This is a genomic window from Planctobacterium sp. AWH2_060, assembly GCF_056158425.1.
This window is the reverse complement of the sequence record NZ_JBSWTG010000001.1, coordinates 1282067-1298482: the sequence shown is the minus strand read 5'-3', so window position 1 is coordinate 1298482 and position 16416 is coordinate 1282067. Positions and strand designations below refer to the sequence as shown.

General features: G+C 44.7%; 16 protein-coding genes. 10 read left to right on the top strand and 6 right to left on the bottom strand.

Going from position 1 to position 16416, the window contains the following annotated elements; genetic code table 11:
• Positions 1 to 639 precede the first annotated feature (639 nt).
• From ACXAD8_RS05675 to ACXAD8_RS05660, 4 genes are all read left to right on the top strand, one after another.
• The gene (locus ACXAD8_RS05675) at positions 640 to 1053 is read left to right on the top strand and encodes a VOC family protein (RefSeq protein ID WP_475225969.1); all 414 of its coding nucleotides are present in this window, start codon (positions 640 to 642) and stop codon (positions 1051 to 1053) included.
• Complete coding sequence (locus ACXAD8_RS05670; protein WP_475225965.1) at positions 1010 to 1654, top strand: sigma-70 family RNA polymerase sigma factor; 645 nt, start codon at positions 1010 to 1012, stop codon at positions 1652 to 1654. The genes ACXAD8_RS05675 and ACXAD8_RS05670 overlap by 44 nt, the downstream gene beginning before the upstream one ends.
• Before the next feature lie 103 nt (positions 1655 to 1757).
• Entirely contained in the window at positions 1758 to 2957 is a 1200-nt protein-coding gene (locus tag ACXAD8_RS05665) for an alpha/beta hydrolase (RefSeq protein WP_475225962.1), read from the top strand.
• A 37-nt stretch (positions 2958 to 2994) separates the two neighbouring features.
• Positions 2995 to 3396: a VOC family protein gene (locus ACXAD8_RS05660; protein ID WP_475225959.1), complete on the top strand. Its 402-nt coding sequence runs from the start codon at positions 2995 to 2997 to the stop codon at positions 3394 to 3396.
• A gap of 89 nt (positions 3397 to 3485) precedes the next feature.
• Here ACXAD8_RS05660 and gdhA read toward each other — a convergent pair whose 3' ends face one another.
• The 4 genes from gdhA to ACXAD8_RS05640 all read right to left on the bottom strand — a co-directional run bounded on the left by gdhA (position 3486) and on the right by ACXAD8_RS05640 (position 8300).
• Positions 3486 to 4820 carry an NADP-specific glutamate dehydrogenase gene (gdhA, locus tag ACXAD8_RS05655; protein ID WP_475225956.1) on the bottom strand — a complete coding sequence of 445 codons (1335 nt, stop codon included), beginning with the start codon at positions 4818 to 4820 and terminating at the stop codon, positions 3486 to 3488.
• A 56-nt stretch (positions 4821 to 4876) separates the two neighbouring features.
• Positions 4877 to 5731 carry a hypothetical protein gene (locus tag ACXAD8_RS05650; RefSeq protein WP_475225954.1) on the bottom strand — a complete coding sequence of 285 codons (855 nt, stop codon included), beginning with the start codon at positions 5729 to 5731 and terminating at the stop codon, positions 4877 to 4879.
• 246 nt (positions 5732 to 5977) lie between these two features.
• Positions 5978 to 7615 (bottom strand): diacylglycerol kinase family protein, encoded by a 1638-nt coding sequence (locus ACXAD8_RS05645; RefSeq protein ID WP_475225951.1) that lies wholly within the window; start codon positions 7613 to 7615, stop codon positions 5978 to 5980.
• A 439-nt stretch (positions 7616 to 8054) separates the two neighbouring features.
• A complete protein-coding gene (locus ACXAD8_RS05640; protein WP_475225948.1) occupies positions 8055 to 8300 on the bottom strand; it encodes a hypothetical protein in 246 nt (81 codons plus the stop codon).
• Between ACXAD8_RS05640 and ACXAD8_RS05635 the strand changes: the two genes are divergently transcribed.
• From ACXAD8_RS05635 to ACXAD8_RS05615, 5 genes are all read left to right on the top strand, one after another.
• The gene (locus tag ACXAD8_RS05635) at positions 8293 to 9219 is read left to right on the top strand and encodes a hypothetical protein (RefSeq protein ID WP_475225946.1); all 927 of its coding nucleotides are present in this window, start codon (positions 8293 to 8295) and stop codon (positions 9217 to 9219) included. The genes ACXAD8_RS05640 and ACXAD8_RS05635 overlap by 8 nt on opposite strands.
• Positions 9220 to 9361: 142 nt before the next feature.
• Positions 9362 to 10000: a methylamine utilization protein gene (locus ACXAD8_RS05630; RefSeq protein WP_475225943.1), complete on the top strand. Its 639-nt coding sequence runs from the start codon at positions 9362 to 9364 to the stop codon at positions 9998 to 10000.
• Positions 10001 to 10117: 117 nt separating this feature from the next.
• Positions 10118 to 10978 (top strand): DUF3034 family protein, encoded by an 861-nt coding sequence (locus ACXAD8_RS05625; protein WP_475225941.1) that lies wholly within the window; start codon positions 10118 to 10120, stop codon positions 10976 to 10978.
• 4 nt (positions 10979 to 10982) lie between these two features.
• Positions 10983 to 11399 (top strand): group I truncated hemoglobin, encoded by a 417-nt coding sequence (locus ACXAD8_RS05620; protein WP_475225938.1) that lies wholly within the window; start codon positions 10983 to 10985, stop codon positions 11397 to 11399.
• Between the two features lie 352 nt (positions 11400 to 11751).
• A complete protein-coding gene (locus ACXAD8_RS05615) occupies positions 11752 to 12483 on the top strand; it encodes a substrate-binding periplasmic protein (protein WP_475225935.1) in 732 nt (243 codons plus the stop codon).
• A 78-nt stretch (positions 12484 to 12561) separates the two neighbouring features.
• On the opposite strand, the gene katG is transcribed toward ACXAD8_RS05615, so the two are convergent.
• Positions 12562 to 14820: a catalase/peroxidase HPI gene (gene katG / locus ACXAD8_RS05610; protein WP_475225933.1), complete on the bottom strand. Its 2259-nt coding sequence runs from the start codon at positions 14818 to 14820 to the stop codon at positions 12562 to 12564.
• A 230-nt stretch (positions 14821 to 15050) separates the two neighbouring features.
• Between katG and ACXAD8_RS05605 the strand changes: the two genes are divergently transcribed.
• Positions 15051 to 15941: a LysR substrate-binding domain-containing protein gene (locus ACXAD8_RS05605; protein ID WP_475225930.1), complete on the top strand. Its 891-nt coding sequence runs from the start codon at positions 15051 to 15053 to the stop codon at positions 15939 to 15941.
• On the opposite strand, the gene ACXAD8_RS05600 is transcribed toward ACXAD8_RS05605, so the two are convergent.
• The gene (locus ACXAD8_RS05600; RefSeq protein WP_475225928.1) at positions 15931 to 16404 is read right to left on the bottom strand and encodes a nuclear transport factor 2 family protein; all 474 of its coding nucleotides are present in this window, start codon (positions 16402 to 16404) and stop codon (positions 15931 to 15933) included. The two genes, ACXAD8_RS05605 and ACXAD8_RS05600, sit on opposite strands and share 11 nt — an antisense overlap.
• Positions 16405 to 16416 lie beyond the last annotated feature (12 nt).

The following is a 16416-nucleotide window of genomic DNA, read 5'->3' as shown; positions in this document are numbered from 1 at the left end:
TAGAGTATGAATACTTGTTTATTGACCATAGCGCCCAGAAACTAAAATTTATCATTTAGAAATAAACCCAAACTGATACGTTGGTAGGTTCGATTGCACCAGTATTTATTCGGAGTACTAAACCTAATTCCCTTTACGCGCAATAAACTGCGGCATCAGTTAAAACAACAATGCTCAATGCCCAGCACAGGGATGTGCTGTCATTGATGGTCGTCGTTGTGCTGATGGCGAAGTTTATGCTTTTGCGCGTCAGGGGCTGCGGGGGATTCTTAAGGGGGGCGCAGCCCGGTCACCTTAAGGCGCAGTCGGCGCTCCGACAATAATTTCAATCAAAGGATAGTGGTTGCATTAGATTGCGGCTTCGAAAAAAAGTCTAGTTACCAGCAAACTCAAAATTAGAGCCTGAGGGCAGGTTGAGTGTCTTAATATCAATGATTTAAGCCAAAACCAAATTACTCGGGTTTTGGCTTCGATTATACTCTGTACAAACGCCGCTCAAAAAGCATTCGTGATCTTGTCTTAATTTGGTAGTGTACCTCTGGGGAAAAGTATTGATTTTTACCAATTGCTGTAAAAACTTTGCGACCATTTCTCGCATCTCCCGTCTTTATAAGTACTTATTGAATAGGAGTTATAAAGATGAAACGTTTTCATGTGCATGTTGCGGTGAATGAATTGACTGGTTCTGTTGAGTTTTACAATCGCTTGTTCGGGCAAGAGCCGGCCAAACAAACTGTGGATTACGCCAAGTGGATGCTGGACGATCCGGCAATTAATTTTGCAATTTCTGCAAGAGGCAATAAACCCGGCTTAGATCACTTTGGCATTCAGGCGAGTTCCGATGAAGAGTTAAAAGCATTAGGTGTATTAGCCAATTCTGCGTCTGGTGGACAGACCCTGGAACAAAAAGCGGCTGCCTGCTGTTACGCTAAAAGCGACAAGCACTGGACTATCGATCCACAAGGCATTGCCTGGGAGCACTTCCATACAATGTCTGATGCGCTATCTTATGGCACAGATACCTTTAAACAACCTGAACCCTGTTGTGGCTGAGGCGGCTGGTTTACAAATTATGACGTATAGCCTTAAACAAACTGAAATCAGAATTGATGATGAGAAGCCAGGCGATATCGCGCTGGCTTTCTCTGATTTACAGGAACGTCTTCGCGCTTTTATAAAGCGTCGCCTACCTGACGAATCACTAACGGATGATTTACTTCAAGATGTATTTGTTAAAGCGTTATCGGCTCAGCAGTCCGGGCGGGTAATTGATAATTTGACTGGCTGGTTGTTTACTTCTGCGCGTACAACGGTGATTGATTTCTATCGTTCCAATGGCATTGTTTACGAGGAGGTAAATGAAAACTTCTCTGAAATCGATGATTCTGAGCAGTTGTCCCTGCATAAAGAATTTGCTACCTGTATAGAAAGTTTTATCGATAACCTTCCAGAAATTTATCGCGAAACGCTGAGAGCAACTGAAATTGAACGCAGGAGTTTAGTGGATGTTGCAAAAACGCAACAGGTGTCACTATCCGCTATTAAAAGTCGAGCGGCACGAGGTAGAGCAATGCTAAAGAAGCAACTATTAGCCTGCTGCCATATTGAGGTTTCAGACGGTTATGTCAGTGACTACTATAAGAAGTCATCCTGAAATAGAACCAATTTTATGATGCAAACGAATTCATAAGATTAATTTTTCCCTCAAGGCTAGACTGCCAAGGTGTTGATTTAAAATAGCTTTGAGAGGAAATCTTGTGAAATCAAACTGGCGACGGATGTTAAAGGCGTTTCTTTTGTGTGCTTTACCGCTACAGTTGAGCAGCGAAGAGCAACGAGAAACTTTGAGTCTGATTTTCAAACCATCAGATCAAAAGTTACCAAACTACCAAATCAATGCGGCCGGGACGTTTAATGATTGGCAGTTGAACGAAGCGTCACAAATGCAATGGCAAGAAGCGGAAAAGCAGTTTCATTACTCAGTGCCTAAAAGTCAGGAAGCTATTTTTTTCAATTACTACAAAAACGGCGATTTTCAAAACCCATTGGCCACCGAATATGGAAAACCCAATACCTGTGGCTTTATCCTGGCACCCCATCAGGAAAGCACGTTCAAACCAAAGTTTTATGGTTGGGCAAAAAGCAACGCAATTTCGGCTCCGGACACTATTGTGGGGAACTTGATCACACTGTCCAATTTTCCGATGCCACAGCTAAACCGCAACGGTGATATATTCGTTTATTTACCGGAATCTTACCAAGACTCTCCCAACAAGCGCTATCCAGTGGTTTACATGCTGGATGGGCAGAATTTGTTCTCAGAAAGTTCTTCCTATAGCTATGAGTGGCAGGTGGATGAAACCGTTACTGCCGCCAAAATGGGCATCATTGTGGTGGGGATTGCAAATGGCCCTGAACGATGGAAGGAGTACAACCCTTGGGATGCGGTAAATTATATGGGGGAAAAGGTTGAAGGCGAAGGTGAATACACCTTTAGTTTTATTAAAAACTCCTTAAAGCCCTACATAGACAAAAACTACAGAACATTAACTGCCTCAGAGCACACCGCGCTGGTAGGGAGTTCACTAGGCGGATTAATGGCATTATATGGGGCCATAGAACACAGCCAGACCTTTGGCAAAGTTGCCGCATTTTCACCTTCCTTTTCCTTTGCCACCACTGATGGGCAAATGTTTTTGATGCCAGTACAAAGTAATTTAATTAAAGCCGCTAAAAAGGCTGTCGCAAAAGCTGATATGAAACTCTACTTCGATGTAGGTGAGGTGGAGTATGGCTCATTTATGTTACTGGAATCTTTACACGACGCATTTTTATCAGCGGGTTTTGAATCGTCCCAGTTGCAAATGGTGCAAGATAAGCTGGGCAGGCATTGTGAATTGGATTGGTCTAGACGCTTGCCCGGAGCTTTGGCATGGATGTTTGGTCAATCAGAATGATTGGAATAATGCTGTAAGTCATACAGGGAACCTAAAAATGAAAACACTGATTAGAACGATTGAAATCCCGGTTGAAGATATTCTCCGAGCGAAAGCATGGTATGAAAAAGCCTTTGAGTTTAAGGCTGCCTGGTCAGATGAACACCATGTATTGTTGCAATCTGGTAACAAGGAAGACCCGGTTAAATTACTACTGGTTAAAACGATGGCCCCTGTCAGATTGTCATTTAAATCAACTCATACCAACATTGAGCACAGCGTAGTTGATTTTGAAACGGATGAGCTGGACAGGTTTCATCAACATCTGACAACTATCATCCCTAATCTTCCGGCAATTCCTGAACCGGCCAATAAGTGGGCTCCAAGGGGCTTTAGTTTCTGTGATTCTGAAGGAAATCGACTGGCGGTATTTTGTTACAACCCAGCCAGTCAATCTTAACTAAATAGCCAGCTATACTGATTTGTGTAGTCGCAGTGAATGCTGGCATTGTAGCCGGGATGGGGTTGTTATTTTTTCACGAACCTGACTCAAACACCTTGCGCAATCATGGCTTCGCCTAAGGTTTTGAATGCGGCGATACTGGCTCCGCTGTGCAGATCTGGTTTTCCGGTTCTCTCAATAGCGTGGTCGGCACATTGCTGATAAATGTTTTGCATGATGTCTTGCAATTGTTCGTCTATTGCATCGTAATCCAGTGGTGAAAACGTGGCGTTTTGCGACATCTCAAGTGTGGATATGGCAACGCCGCCGGCGTTAGCCGCCTTGCCTGGAGCAAAATAGATGTCTTTGTTTTTAATCGCTTCCAGTGCTTCGTCAGTCAATGCCATGTTACTGCCCTCTACGATAACCTGACAGCCAGATTCAGCCAGTTTTTCCAAATGCTCGAGAGTTAATTCATTCTGTGTAGCACATGGTATTGCGATATCACAGGCCGTTTGCCAGGCAGGGGAGTCAGAGCGGTATTTTAGAGCAAACTCTTGCTCTGCACTTTCAAGCAGATTGTCGTGCTTGTGTTGATTATCCAGTAACCAGTTAATTTGCTCTTCCGTGAAGCCTGATTCATTGATGAGTAAGCCTCGGCTGTTAGACAGCGTGATGACTTTAGCTTGTTCTTGAATTGCTTTAAGTGCTGCGTGCAGCGCCACGTTGCCAGCACCCGAAATACAGACGGTTTTGCCCTCTAGCGTCTGCTCTTGATCTTTCAGTAAACTCTGTAAAAAGTAGATAACGCCAAACCCGGTAGCTTCTGTGCGGACATGGCTACCGCCAAAGTGACGGGATTTACCAGTAACCGCGCCTTCAAACTGGTTTACGATGCGTTTGTATTGCCCGAACAGATAGCCTATCTCTCTGAGGCCGACATTTATGTCGCCCGCCGGGATGTCCCGGGACGGGCCAATGTGTCGGAATAACTCAGTCATAAATGCCTGGCAGAAGCGCAGAATTTCGGCATCGCTTCTTCCTTTTGGGGAAAAGTCTGCACCGCCTTTAGCACCACCGATAGGTAAACCCGTTAGCGCATTTTTAAAGCTCTGCTCATAAGCGAGTGCTTTTAAAGTGTCCAGATTTACGTCAGCGTGAAAGCGCAACCCACCTTTATAGGGACCAATTAAACTGCTGTGTTGTACGCGCCAGCCTTTGTTTATCTGGAACTCTCCCTTGTCGTCTAACCAGGTTACTCTAAACTCGATAATTCTCTCGGGAATTGCCAGTCTCTCGAATACTTTGTGATGTACAAATTCCTTATTATCTTCCAAAAAATCAGACAAAGCAGACGCCTCCTGCTTTATTACCGACAAGTAGGCGTTTTGTTGATTGTCATTGTGCGAAATTTGTTGCATAAAGTTTTCAATACTTTTCACAGGAGCCTCTTAATAAGTTTCACTTACTTTTATGCGGGTGCACTGATTAAGATCACTTAGTTACCTGCAAAAAGGGGAACGGTGAGATTGTTTAGCAATTGTTCTAACTGCTTACCATAAACCATGTTATGCAACACTGAGCCTTGTTTGACCCCGGAAATTACCAGGTCGTAATTGTCCTCCTGAACCACATCTTCAATAGTGGCTGGTAACGATTTATCATCAGGGGCGCTGTGCACTGAGGTAATTCTTACGTCATGTGCTTCAAGGTAAGAAGCGACTTCTTCCAAAGCGACAATGTCATATTCTTCGCTACCCTGAAAATCACATAATATACCTGCTTGCCCGGAACGTTTTAGCAGTGGCAGGGCACTTTTCAGGGTTCTGGAGGCTTCGACACTGTTGTCCCAAACCAGAATTGGCGAATTAAAAAACGCGTTTTCTGGCACATGTTCCGGCAAAATGAGAACCGGGGCGCTCAGCGTTTGTTTAAAATCGGGTAACAGGCTTTTCAGTTTAATCTGGTCAAAGCCGTCGAACCAGCTTCGGCTTAAAATCACCAGATCGTGGGTAAGGGATACAACTGACAACTGCTCCGCCAGATTTCCCGGTACGGTAAACCAATGTAAATCTTCATCTTGTTCGAATTTCTCTTTAAGGAGCTTTCTGACGTTTTGCAGGTCTTCTTTAACCAGTGACTTGCTGTTTTTTGCTGCATCAGGAACATAGGCCACACCTTCAGGGGCAAGCACAAGGTCTGCAGTATTCTCAGGAATGGACGCCAGTTCAGACTGAAAATACACACCATGCATCCGGCTGTTGCTGTCGTGAGCCAGGCTTTCTGCCCAGGCGAGGCGTTGAAGACAACTATTGTCGCTGCTGAGTTGCACCAGAACACTTCTGAAACACATAATCATTTCTCCTTGCTGATGTTGGTACTGCAAATAATGGCTATTGCTGATAACAGCCGTTTTAGTAACTACAAACATGGGTTTGCAAAAAGGGTGCAAAAATTTAATAAACTTTATAAGTTGCTGATATTTATAGTTAAGTTTGTTCTGCGTAAAAGTTGAAAGCTACGTTTAATCCGGTGGAAGTGGGTAAATTACAGGTTGCTTTGAAAATTTTTCACAACCTGTAATTTCCGTTTCCCAGAGTTATCGAGATGTCGGTAGAGTCAGAATATTCAGTTGTTTTTCTTGAACAGAGATATCTAGCTCTGTCGCTTTTCTGATTTCCCCATCAAGGCTGTAAGTTATTGGACTTTCACTTCTGATTTTCACAGTTTTGGCGTGCTTATGCTGAAACCTTTTATTGTCTGGCTGATTAAATTCAGACAATAACAACTGCAACATGCCGGATACGATGTCATCTTTGTGTTCTTTGGCGAGCCAGGTGACATCTAACTTGCCATCCCGAGCGTCAGGCTCTCCTCCACCTTGTGCTAACAAAGTAAAAACAGGTGCGGAATTGGCAATGACTAAACTATTGGTTTCCATTTCCTGCCAACCCTGGTTATCAAAATTAACCTGGAAATTATGTAGTTTGTTTTCACTGACAGCCTGAAACAGGCCGTTGAGATAGGCAAGTTGACCAGACTGATTTTTGTTTTGTCTGCTGGCTAATTCAATCATTCGGGATTCAAAACCAATCCCCAATACCAATGTAAAGAGCTCATCATTGCAAAGTCCAATATCAAAGGTTTTAGTAGTTCCCTCTACAATGGCTTCACAGGCCGTGCTGATAGGGAGAGCTTTGGCTTTGATCCCCCATAAGGCGTGACTGAGCGCATTGGTAGTGCCCAATGGAATTATGCCCATTTTGATTTTTGTATGCCTGACAGCGGCGGCAACTTCGTTGACGGTGCCATCGCCACCTGCGGCGATAATGACATCTGCGCCTGATTCAATCGCGTGCTCGGCCAATCTTTGTCCGTTCAGGTTTTCACTGGTGGTCAGCACTGACAAAGCATAAAACTGTCCCAGGGTTTCGCATATTTCTTTGCGATGCTCCAGCCATTTACCACCTCCAGACACTGGGTTGGCGATGAGCCAGGCGTTCGGATAAAGCGCTATTTTTTTGTTGTTGTGAATTTTTTCCAGGGCACGTAATTGCGACATGTTGAGCCCTGCAGTACTGCGAATAATATTAATGTCCGTCAATACATCTCGGACACTTTTGTCTTTGTCCTGCATCAACAAATAAGCTGCCAGCAAGAATACCGAACGACCGCGACCCAGAGCACAATGGATAACGACATTTTTGTTGCTTGCTCTTTGCCCGTGGATCCAGTTGACTGCGTGTAGCACTTCTTTTTCGGTGGGCGATTGATGGTCTAAAATCGGTACGTTCAGATAGGCCATGTCAGATTGTTCTGCCGACCAATCAAGGGCATTAAACTCACTAGTGGCATCCAGAATTGCGGAAACCTTTAAAGACTTGAGGGTCTCCAGATCTGAGTGAGTTAGTCTTCCGGCTAAAAATAATCCGGGTTTGATTTCTTGAATTGCTGGAGTCTCATCTCTCAATCTGGAGATTCGATTGTAAATGTTAGCTGCCACCAAAAATGGCCAGAAAAGCCATGCTATGTATCCGGGAATACGTCCATCGTGATTCTTTCTGAATATTTGTGGCTTTTTAAACAGGTAAGCACTGGCTACCAGAGAAACAGATAGCGCTGACCAAATTAACAAAATCAGTATCAGCCAATGTTCTGCCAGTAAGGTCATGCTCCATAACAGCACTGACAGCAGGGAATAGTAAAGTGGGAAAGGTCTGCTTTTTGGTGTTTTCATGAATTTCTCCTATCTTCCTCTGAATTGGCGTCTGTTCACTAATGAAGACACAGCCTGAGCAAACATGCGTGAGGCCACGACAGTTAATAAAAAACAGCACACAAACTTTTTTACCATCTCAGAGGGACCCTGGAGCACAACGGACCACGTACAGATGATGGTGAAAAGCACAATAATCTCGATCAAGAAGCCTCCTTTTGCTATTACTACGAAATTTCTGGAAAAATAGTTGTATCGAAGCTGGTTAACAGTCTCAGAAATAAGGCAAATCTCAGACCATGTTTAAAAAAGTTATAATAATCATTAGGTTATATTTTTTACTAAACTAAAATAACCATAGTGCGTATGTAAGTTATTCACTAAACTGAAAATTTTTCACACAACATAAAAGTGGCTAAACGGGCGTGGCAGAAAAATCCAAATTCATTTTGTTTTGGGCTCAACTCAATAATAAGTTGATTGATTTGCTGATATCACCAAAAACAACTTTACCCTGGTTGATCAATGGAATACCCGGTGCGGGGTGGCTTCTACCGTTCTTGGCTCCGCTAAGAGAAGCAGGCTCGATGTTACCGCAATGGTGGATTAAGCGCTCCGCTCTGGGGCGAAACTCCCGGCGGGATTTCGGTTGGCGTGTTGGAATGGTAATCCAGCTCGTCGGTCTCTCCGGATTTTGTGTGACCATTTTCTTTATACCTGAAAGTGGCTTGGCACTTGGAATTTTGGTTTCACTGGCGGTGCTGAGTGGCGGCAGAGCCTTTACCTCGGTTTTTAGTAAAGATATTCAGGCGGAGATTGTGGCAAAACAGGTGCGCGGCCGTTTTACCGGCCTTGTGTCGTCAGTTTCCGGGATTTTAAGTATTGCATTCGCAGCTTTACTGATCAGCGGTCTGTTAATGGAAAGCAGAGCGATGCTGGCATGGAGCTTCGTTGTGCTGCTGGTCATTGTGGCTACTACCTTGTTGCTAAGCTCCGGTTTAGTTTGTCAAAGGGATACACCTGCACAACAGCAAATGTCTATAGTGGCTCAGTTTAAAGAAAATCCTTTGTTGTTCCATTTAGTATTAAGTCGCTGTTTACTGTTAAACGCCATGTTGGCTATTCCATTTATTGGCTCTGGTTTGTCTGGTGAGCAACAGATCCATATTGGTTGGTTAATCTTGATTTCGGGTGTGGCGTCATTGTCATCGTCTTATTTCTGGGGAATGCTGGCAGACGACAACAACGTTCGAACTTTAGCGTTTTCAGCCGGCATGTGTTTAGCGGTTTTGTTGGTATTTACCTTGTTTTTGGAATTACTGTCAGAGCCTGTTCAGCTATTGCTTTTTTATTTATTGCTGGTGGGTTATGACGGTGTTCGCATCGGGCGCAAAACCCTGTTGCTAAACGCCACTAATGATGACAATCGACTGGCATTTGTTGGGGCAGGTAATACCGTTGTCGGACTATTTTTATTGCTAATAGGTGGCGTTTTAAGTGCGCTATTTAGTCTGGCAGGGGATCTTGTGATGTGGTTATTATTGCTATCTTTGAGTGCAGGAATAATACATTTGCTAAGATTGAACAGGTTTTTAAAGTGTGCTGATGGCGTCGAAAGCAACTGACTATGTTGACAAATATTGGTAAGTTCCATGGCAATTTACTACCATTTATCAAACGTTAGTGGTGTTAGCGCAAATTTCATAGTTAACGAAGGCATACATTGAGCAAATGCGGATGTATCAAATAAACTAAAAACGAGGGGTTATGAAGTTTGTAAGTGATTTATTAAAAATAGCTTTGTTGTCAACAGGGCTTATTAGTGGGACAGCGTCTGCCGTCGAAATTAAATTCACCGACTCTGATGGTCAGCCTGTGGATTCCGTAGTGGTGAGCTGGTCGGCGCAAAACCCCGCAATTCCCAGTGCGGAGCCCGTGATCATTGACCAGGTTGATCGTGCATTTGTACCTCACATTAGTTTAATTAACGCTGGTCAGCGAGTGGACTTTCCTAACAGCGACAATATTAGACATCACGTATATAGCTTCTCTGAAAGTAACCCGTTTGAAATTAAACTGTACCGAAATCGGCCGGTTGAACCTATCTTGTTTGCCAATTCGGGTATTGTGGCTTTGGGCTGTAATATTCATGATCAAATGATTGGCTATATCTACGTAGCAGGAAAAGGTGAAACAGCACTGATGAGTAATGACAAGGGGATAGTAAATATTCCTAATGTAAAATCTTTTCAGTATTGGCACCCGCGCATGTCGCTAACCGGAACCCAGGTTAATAGCGCGCAAGTTTCAGATCCACAAACAATCTCTCTAACTCTGGACCTCTGGCCGTTACCGGAACAAAACAAATCAAGCACTTTTGGCTCTGGCAGCTTTGGTAATAATTAACTGAAAATTAAGGCAAAGGCGGCGGAAAGCACAAACTACTCCTGCTTCGGTATTGGTCAGGGAGATTCCATTAGTGAACCTTTGGACCTATTAACTGGTATAAAGAGCAACAACAAGATGACTAAATGCAATAAGCGAATTTTTTTGGGATCGGCAGTAGTTGCTACGACATTGCTACTAAGTCCAATCTCTGTGGCAGCATCGGGAAAACTCATCGGCACAGCTGGCTTAAACATGATAGAAGGTAGTGGTGGAGGTGGCATTGTTCCCTGGGCGACGCTTGCGGGTTACGATAGTCGGGACCAGACCTCTGCCAATGCTTTTTATACCCAGGTAAATGTTGATGATTTTCGGCTGGATGTGCTGGGGGCCAGTGTTTCTCTGTATGATCGCGTAGAGTTAAGCGTGGCTCAACATCGCTTTGATGTGGAGCCATTGTCAGCGGAAATAAAACAGCATATTTACGGTATCAAGTATCGGGTGTACGGCGATGTCGTTTACAGTGACTGGCCGCAAATTAGCGTCGGGTTACAATACAAAGAACTTGATGATGGTGCCATTGCTGCGGCGGTTGGTGCTGATGATGCTGATAGTGGCACTGATTTTTATATCGCGGCAACTAAAGTTCATCTGGGCGGCTTTTTTGGATATAACACCGTCTGGAATACCACTTTAAGAGCCACCAGGGCTAATCAGACCGGGCTACTGGGTTTTGGGCACGTAGACGATGACGATTACGACGTTATGTTTGAAGGCTCCTTTGGGATATTGTTTTCTCGACATTTAGCTGTGGGGGTAGAGTATCGACAAAAACCCGATAATTTAGGGCTGGGTGAAGATGACTGGAAAGATATCTTTATCGCTTGGATACCTTCAAAAGATGTCAGCGTAACGCTGGCCTATGCAAAACTTGGCAGTATTGCCGGAATTCCTGAGCAAAATGGTTTGTATCTTTCCATTAACGGACAAATATGGTGATCTCATGAAAAATTTAATGGCTGCTTTGCTGCTTCTCCTTATCACTGGTTGTGCCAGCACTAAGGCGAATCTGTATCAGGAATTGGGCGGGGCGCCTAAAGTAGCTGAAATCGTGGATAACTTTATCGCTGAGATAGAGGGTGATGACATCATGTTAAGTTATTTTAAAGGTTCCGACATCGCCAGGTTCAGAGAAAAAATGAATGAACATTTATGCTTTTTGTCTGGTGGAGGCTGTCAATACACCGGGGATTCAATGGAGGACGTGCACATGGGTATGAACATTAACGAAAGTGACTTTAATCACGGCGTTGATCTGTTTATTGCCGCTATGACCAAAGCTGAGGTGCCGCATCCGCTGCAAAATAAACTTCTGGCAGTAATGGCGCCCACCAGAGATGAAATGCTGTATCTGAAATAACCGCAACAGTGATCAAAAGCAATTTACATCACCAAACTGCCGTTTGTGTCAGGAATCAATCCATACATCACAAACCGGGTTTAGTGTTCTGACAAATATCGTATAGTGATTGTGCAGGCGTAGTGAACCTGCGTGCACAAAGTGCGTCTCCCTGGAAAGGTGGTTCTCCACCTTTCCACCTCCTTTCCCTTTGCCTTTATCAAGAATAAAAACGTTGTTTGTTACAATTTTGCTGGCAAGTTTCCCTGTCGGTATTATGATTGTATTTCGGGATGGTGTTTTATTTAACTAGTTTACAGGGTGGTTTGTGGGTATCAGGAAGGTAAAAATACGGCTACTGGTTTGTTTGACTTTGATTTTATTTCCTTTTCACAAAGGATACTGCGCAGAAATTAAAGTAGTTACGGAGTTGTTCTACCCTTATCAGCAGGTTGACGAAGAAAATAACCTCACCGGGTACAGTATTGAAGTGGTGGAGCGGTTAGCTTCTATAACTGGCGATACGCTAGATATCGCCTTGTTACCTTGGGCCGTTGCTTACCAGGTAGCACTCGATACCCCAAATACTATGATTTTTTCAATGGGCAGAACCCCGGAAAGAGAAGATTTGTTTAATTGGGTAGGGGAGCTGGCTACCGAAACCTTGTATTTTTGGGCGTTGTCGCAATCCGGAGTTGTTGAATCCGACTCGTTGAGTGATTTTCGCCAATATCGAATTGCCGTCGTTAAAGAAGCGACTACTCATCAATTGCTGCGTAGCAGTGGCTTCGAAAAGTTGTACATTATGGGAGGCAGTGACAGCAATGTCAGTGAAGCCAACCGGATAAATATGCTGATTAAAAATAGGGCCGATATCATCATTGCGGCAGAAACTGCAATGCTTCCGGCGCTAAAAAAGTTGGGACTGCCTTCAGACTACCTGGTTCGAGTGCATCGCGCTCGTAAGCTGGATAGCGAGCTATCACTAGCGTTCAATAAAGACAGTGAGGCAGATTTAGTTAAACGCTATCAAAAGGCGTTATTAAAGTTAAAGGAATCAGGTGAGATACAACGTATGAAATTGCGTTGGGGTTTGCAGCCTTGATTACAGCAGCTATCAGTTTTGAATAAAAAAGGGGCACTTCGTTGAAGTAGCCCCTTTTAGTATTAATTGAGTAGCTGATTACTTCAATTCGAAACGATCAGCCTGCATTACTTTTACCCAGGCCTCAACAAAGTCATTGACGAAACGCTCCTGACTGTTGTTAAAGGCATAGACTTCCGCTACAGCGCGTAATTCTGAGCTGGAACCAAAAATCAAATCCACCGGCGTAGCAGTGTATTTAACTTCGCCTGATTTACGATCCACACCTTCATACAAATAGCCTGTGTCCGTTTTACGCCACTGGGTAGACATGTCCAGCAGGTTGACAAAGAAGTCGTTGCTTAAAGTCCCTGGTTTATCGGTTAGTACTCCGTGTGATTCACCATTGGTATTGGCACCCAGGGCACGCAATCCACCTATCAGCACGGTCATTTCGGGTACAGTTAACGCCAGTTGGTCGGCTTTATCCACCAAAGCGTCTGTCGGAGACTTGTAATAACCCGCCTCATAATAATTTCGGAAACCATCAGCATGTGGCTCCAAGAACGAGAAGGAGTTGGTATCCGTTTGAGCCTGAGTGGCATCACCACGACCGGGTACGAAAGGCACCGTGACTGCTACCCCTGCATCACTGGCCGCTTTTTCAATAGCGGCTGCACCACCTAATACAATCAGGTCTGCCAGAGAAACTTTTTTGCGCTTGCCGTTAAATTCACTCTGAATCTCCTGCAGTTTAGCTAACACTTTTTGCACTTCTTCAGGGTTGTTAACGGGCCAGTCTTTTTGCGGTGCCAGAGCAATTCTCGCGCCATTAGCCCCACCGCGCATATCGGAATCTCGATAGGTTGAGGCAGACGCCCAGGCGACTCTGACCAGCTCAGATACCGACAAGCCCGAATTGAGAATGTCCTTTTTCAGTTTCTTAATATCGCGCTCTGATACCAATTTGTAATCCGGGGTTGGGATCGGATCCATCCAGAGGTGTTCACCTTCGGGAATGTCTGTGCCCAGGAAGTTGGCTTTAGGTCCCATATCACGATGAGTTAGTTTGTACCATGCCTTGGCGAAGGCAAGACGGTATTCTTCCGGGTTAGCTCGGAAACGCTCTGCAATTTTGCGATATTTCGGGTCAAACTTCAGTGCCAGATCTGCTGTAGTCATCACTGGTGGGTTAAATTTACCTTTGATATGAGCATCCGGAACTGATTGATGGATAGATTCGTCTGTCGGGATCCATTGAATTGCTCCCGCCGGGCTGCGGGTTTGCTTCCAGTCAAATTTCAACAGATTTTCTAAATACAATGATGTCCAACGGGTTGGGGCTTGTGTCCAGGCTCCCTCTAAACCACTGGTTACCGTGTCTTCCGAGTGACCTTTGCCACATTTGTTCTTCCAGCCAAATCCTTGCTCTTCGATAGGCGCTGCGCCGGGTTCTGCAGCAACACAATCTGAGGCTTTGTGAGCACCGTGCATTTTACCAAAGGTGTGTCCGCCTGCGATTAATGCCAGGGTTTCTTCGTCGTTCATGGCCATACGACCAAAAGACTCTCTGATATCTTGAGCTGAGCCCAGTGGATCGGGTTTACCGCCAGGGCCTTCTGGATTTACATAGATCAGTCCCATATGTACTGCGGCTAACGGCTTTTTAAGTTTGCCATCACTGCCGCGTCTGTCGCTGGCCAACATTTCAACTTCCGGACCCCAGTACACCATGTCTGGCTCCCAGTCATCGTCTCTGCCTGCGGCAAAACCGTAAGTTTTAAAACCCATGTTTTCCAGCGCAACATTACCCGCGAGAACAATCAGGTCTCCCCATGAAATGTGTTCACCGTATTTCTGTTTTACTGGCCACAATAATCTTCTGGCTTTGTCCAGGTTGCCGTTATCTGGCCAACTGTTAAGGGGATCAAAGCGCTGCTGACCGCCACCGGCACCACCTCGTCCGTCATGAGTTCGGTAGGTACCTGCAGCATGCCAGGTCATTCTGATAAAAAACGGACCATAGTTGCCCCAGTCTGCGGGCCACCAGTCCTGAGAATCAGTTAACACCGCGTCTATATCAGCTTTCAGCGCAGTCATATCTAACTTGCTGAATGCGGCTTTGTAATCAAAATTTTCTCCCAGAGGGTTAGAGCGAGCATCGTGATCCCGTAGTGCTGACAGATCAAGCTGATCTGGCCACCAGAATAGATTGGACTTGGCCTGATTAGGGGCCACTTTGCCCATGCCTACAGTACCACCTGGTTTACTGGATTCCGCACTCAGTGCTACCTGGGAAAATGAAAGTGCGATGACAGTGGCCAGCGCAGTATGTTTAAACAACCTGGACGTATTCATATACTGTTCCTCATGTGGGTTTAGCAACCAAGATTTAGTCGTGTTTTACAACTAACTTATAAGCCATGGTTTTGCTTACTTTTATTACCGATAACCATTGGATACGGATCTTAAAAATAGTTATACATAGGCATTTCCTATTGTTTTGAGACTATCAATTAATTATTCTTTCGTAGAATCGTTTGTTTCTATAGAAATGATAGGTAATACCTTTTAATAGCCGAGAGCTCATGAATATTAAGGATTTGCAGTATTTTTTAGCGGTCGCTGACTTAGAACATTTTGGTCAGGCTGCGGAGCAGTGTTTTGTCAGCCAACCCACCTTGAGCGGCCAGATTAAAAAACTGGAAGAGCAATTGGGGGTAGTTTTGTTTGAACGCACTAATCGCAGAGTCATGCTTACAGAGACGGGAGCCCAGATAGCAACCTATGCCAGGCGGGTTATGAGTGAGATTGAATCTATCCAGGAAATAGCCGAAAGCTCTCGAGATCCGCTGGCTGGTAAATTTCGACTCGGCGCTTTTCCCACTCTGGCTACTTATGTCTTTCCTGAAATCGTTACTAAAGTAAAGGCGGCAATGCCTAAACTTCGACTGATTTTGATTGAGGATAAAACCCTGTATTTAATGGAGAAGTTACGTCATGGAGAAATTGATGCCGCGTTACTGGCATTGCCGGTTCACGACGATTTTCTGACTTCTGAGTTGTTGTTTGAAGATGAGTTTTGTTTGGCTGTAGCGCCAGATCACAAGTTGGCGTCCAGAGAGACGGTGGATCAAAAGTGTTTAAAGAAGCACAAATTGTTGTTGCTAGAAGAAGGCCACTGCTTACGTGATCAATCGCTGGAGATATGTGAACGTCAGGGCATTGCAGAAGAGCAGGACTTTCGCGCAACCGGATTGGAAACCTTGCGACAAATGGTGAAAGCCGGCACTGGTATCACCTTCATGCCCAAGATTGCGGTACAACAAAATGAATCAGGTATTAAATATGTGCCTTTCTCACCGCCGGTTCCCAAAAGGGCCATTGGCCTGGTGTGGCGCAAAACGTCTGCCCGAAAAGATGTTATGGCAAAACTGGTGGAAACCTTAAAAAATCCGCTTCAGGAATTCAGGACCTGAGTTGTTCGCAGTATTTGTTCAGGCTACTGTTAGCCATGGCGGATACCTTTTGCCGCAACATGGGAGTCCAGCCTAACATTAGGCCCACCGGTCCCAGAGCCATCTTGCTCCAGCGCCAGAAATTAAAACTATCTACATGCTGAATTATCTTGCCTTCTTCAAACAAAAAGCTGGCCTGAATTTTATTGTGTACTCGTCTACCTGTTCGGGAAAAATCGTAACTGGCTTGCCAGTTAGCAGAGCCAGACATTCCGTCAGCACTGACATCAGAATAGCTGAGTTCAAAATTCTTAGCCTGTGAGCACAGCATACGCCACATATTGGAAACCATATCGCCTTTCAGGTCAGGAAATGCCGGGTCGCTAAACTCAACGTCGGGGTGATAACAGGCAGCCATGCCTTCTGCATCCAGTTTTTGGAAGGATTGATAGAAACTATGTATGAGTTGCTCGTTATTGTGCATCGAATGTTCCTC

Coding starts and splice junctions, on each gene's coding strand:
- ACXAD8_RS05675 (WP_475225969.1), top strand. CDS start 640: ATGAAACGTTTTCATGTGCATGTTGCGGTGAATGAATTGACTGGTTCT.
- ACXAD8_RS05670 (WP_475225965.1), top strand. CDS start 1,010: ATGGCACAGATACCTTTAAACAACCTGAACCCTGTTGTGGCTGAGGCG.
- ACXAD8_RS05660 (WP_475225959.1), top strand. CDS start 2,995: ATGAAAACACTGATTAGAACGATTGAAATCCCGGTTGAAGATATTCTC.
- ACXAD8_RS05650 (WP_475225954.1), bottom strand. CDS start 5,731: ATGTGTTTCAGAAGTGTTCTGGTGCAACTCAGCAGCGACAATAGTTGT.
- ACXAD8_RS05645 (WP_475225951.1), bottom strand. CDS start 7,615: ATGAAAACACCAAAAAGCAGACCTTTCCCACTTTACTATTCCCTGCTG.
- ACXAD8_RS05640 (WP_475225948.1), bottom strand. CDS start 8,300: ATGGTCACACAAAATCCGGAGAGACCGACGAGCTGGATTACCATTCCA.
- ACXAD8_RS05630 (WP_475225943.1), top strand. CDS start 9,362: ATGAAGTTTGTAAGTGATTTATTAAAAATAGCTTTGTTGTCAACAGGG.
- ACXAD8_RS05625 (WP_475225941.1), top strand. CDS start 10,118: ATGACTAAATGCAATAAGCGAATTTTTTTGGGATCGGCAGTAGTTGCT.
- ACXAD8_RS05620 (WP_475225938.1), top strand. CDS start 10,983: ATGAAAAATTTAATGGCTGCTTTGCTGCTTCTCCTTATCACTGGTTGT.
- katG (WP_475225933.1), bottom strand. CDS start 14,820: ATGAATACGTCCAGGTTGTTTAAACATACTGCGCTGGCCACTGTCATC.
- ACXAD8_RS05605 (WP_475225930.1), top strand. CDS start 15,051: ATGAATATTAAGGATTTGCAGTATTTTTTAGCGGTCGCTGACTTAGAA.
- ACXAD8_RS05600 (WP_475225928.1), bottom strand. CDS start 16,404: ATGCACAATAACGAGCAACTCATACATAGTTTCTATCAATCCTTCCAA.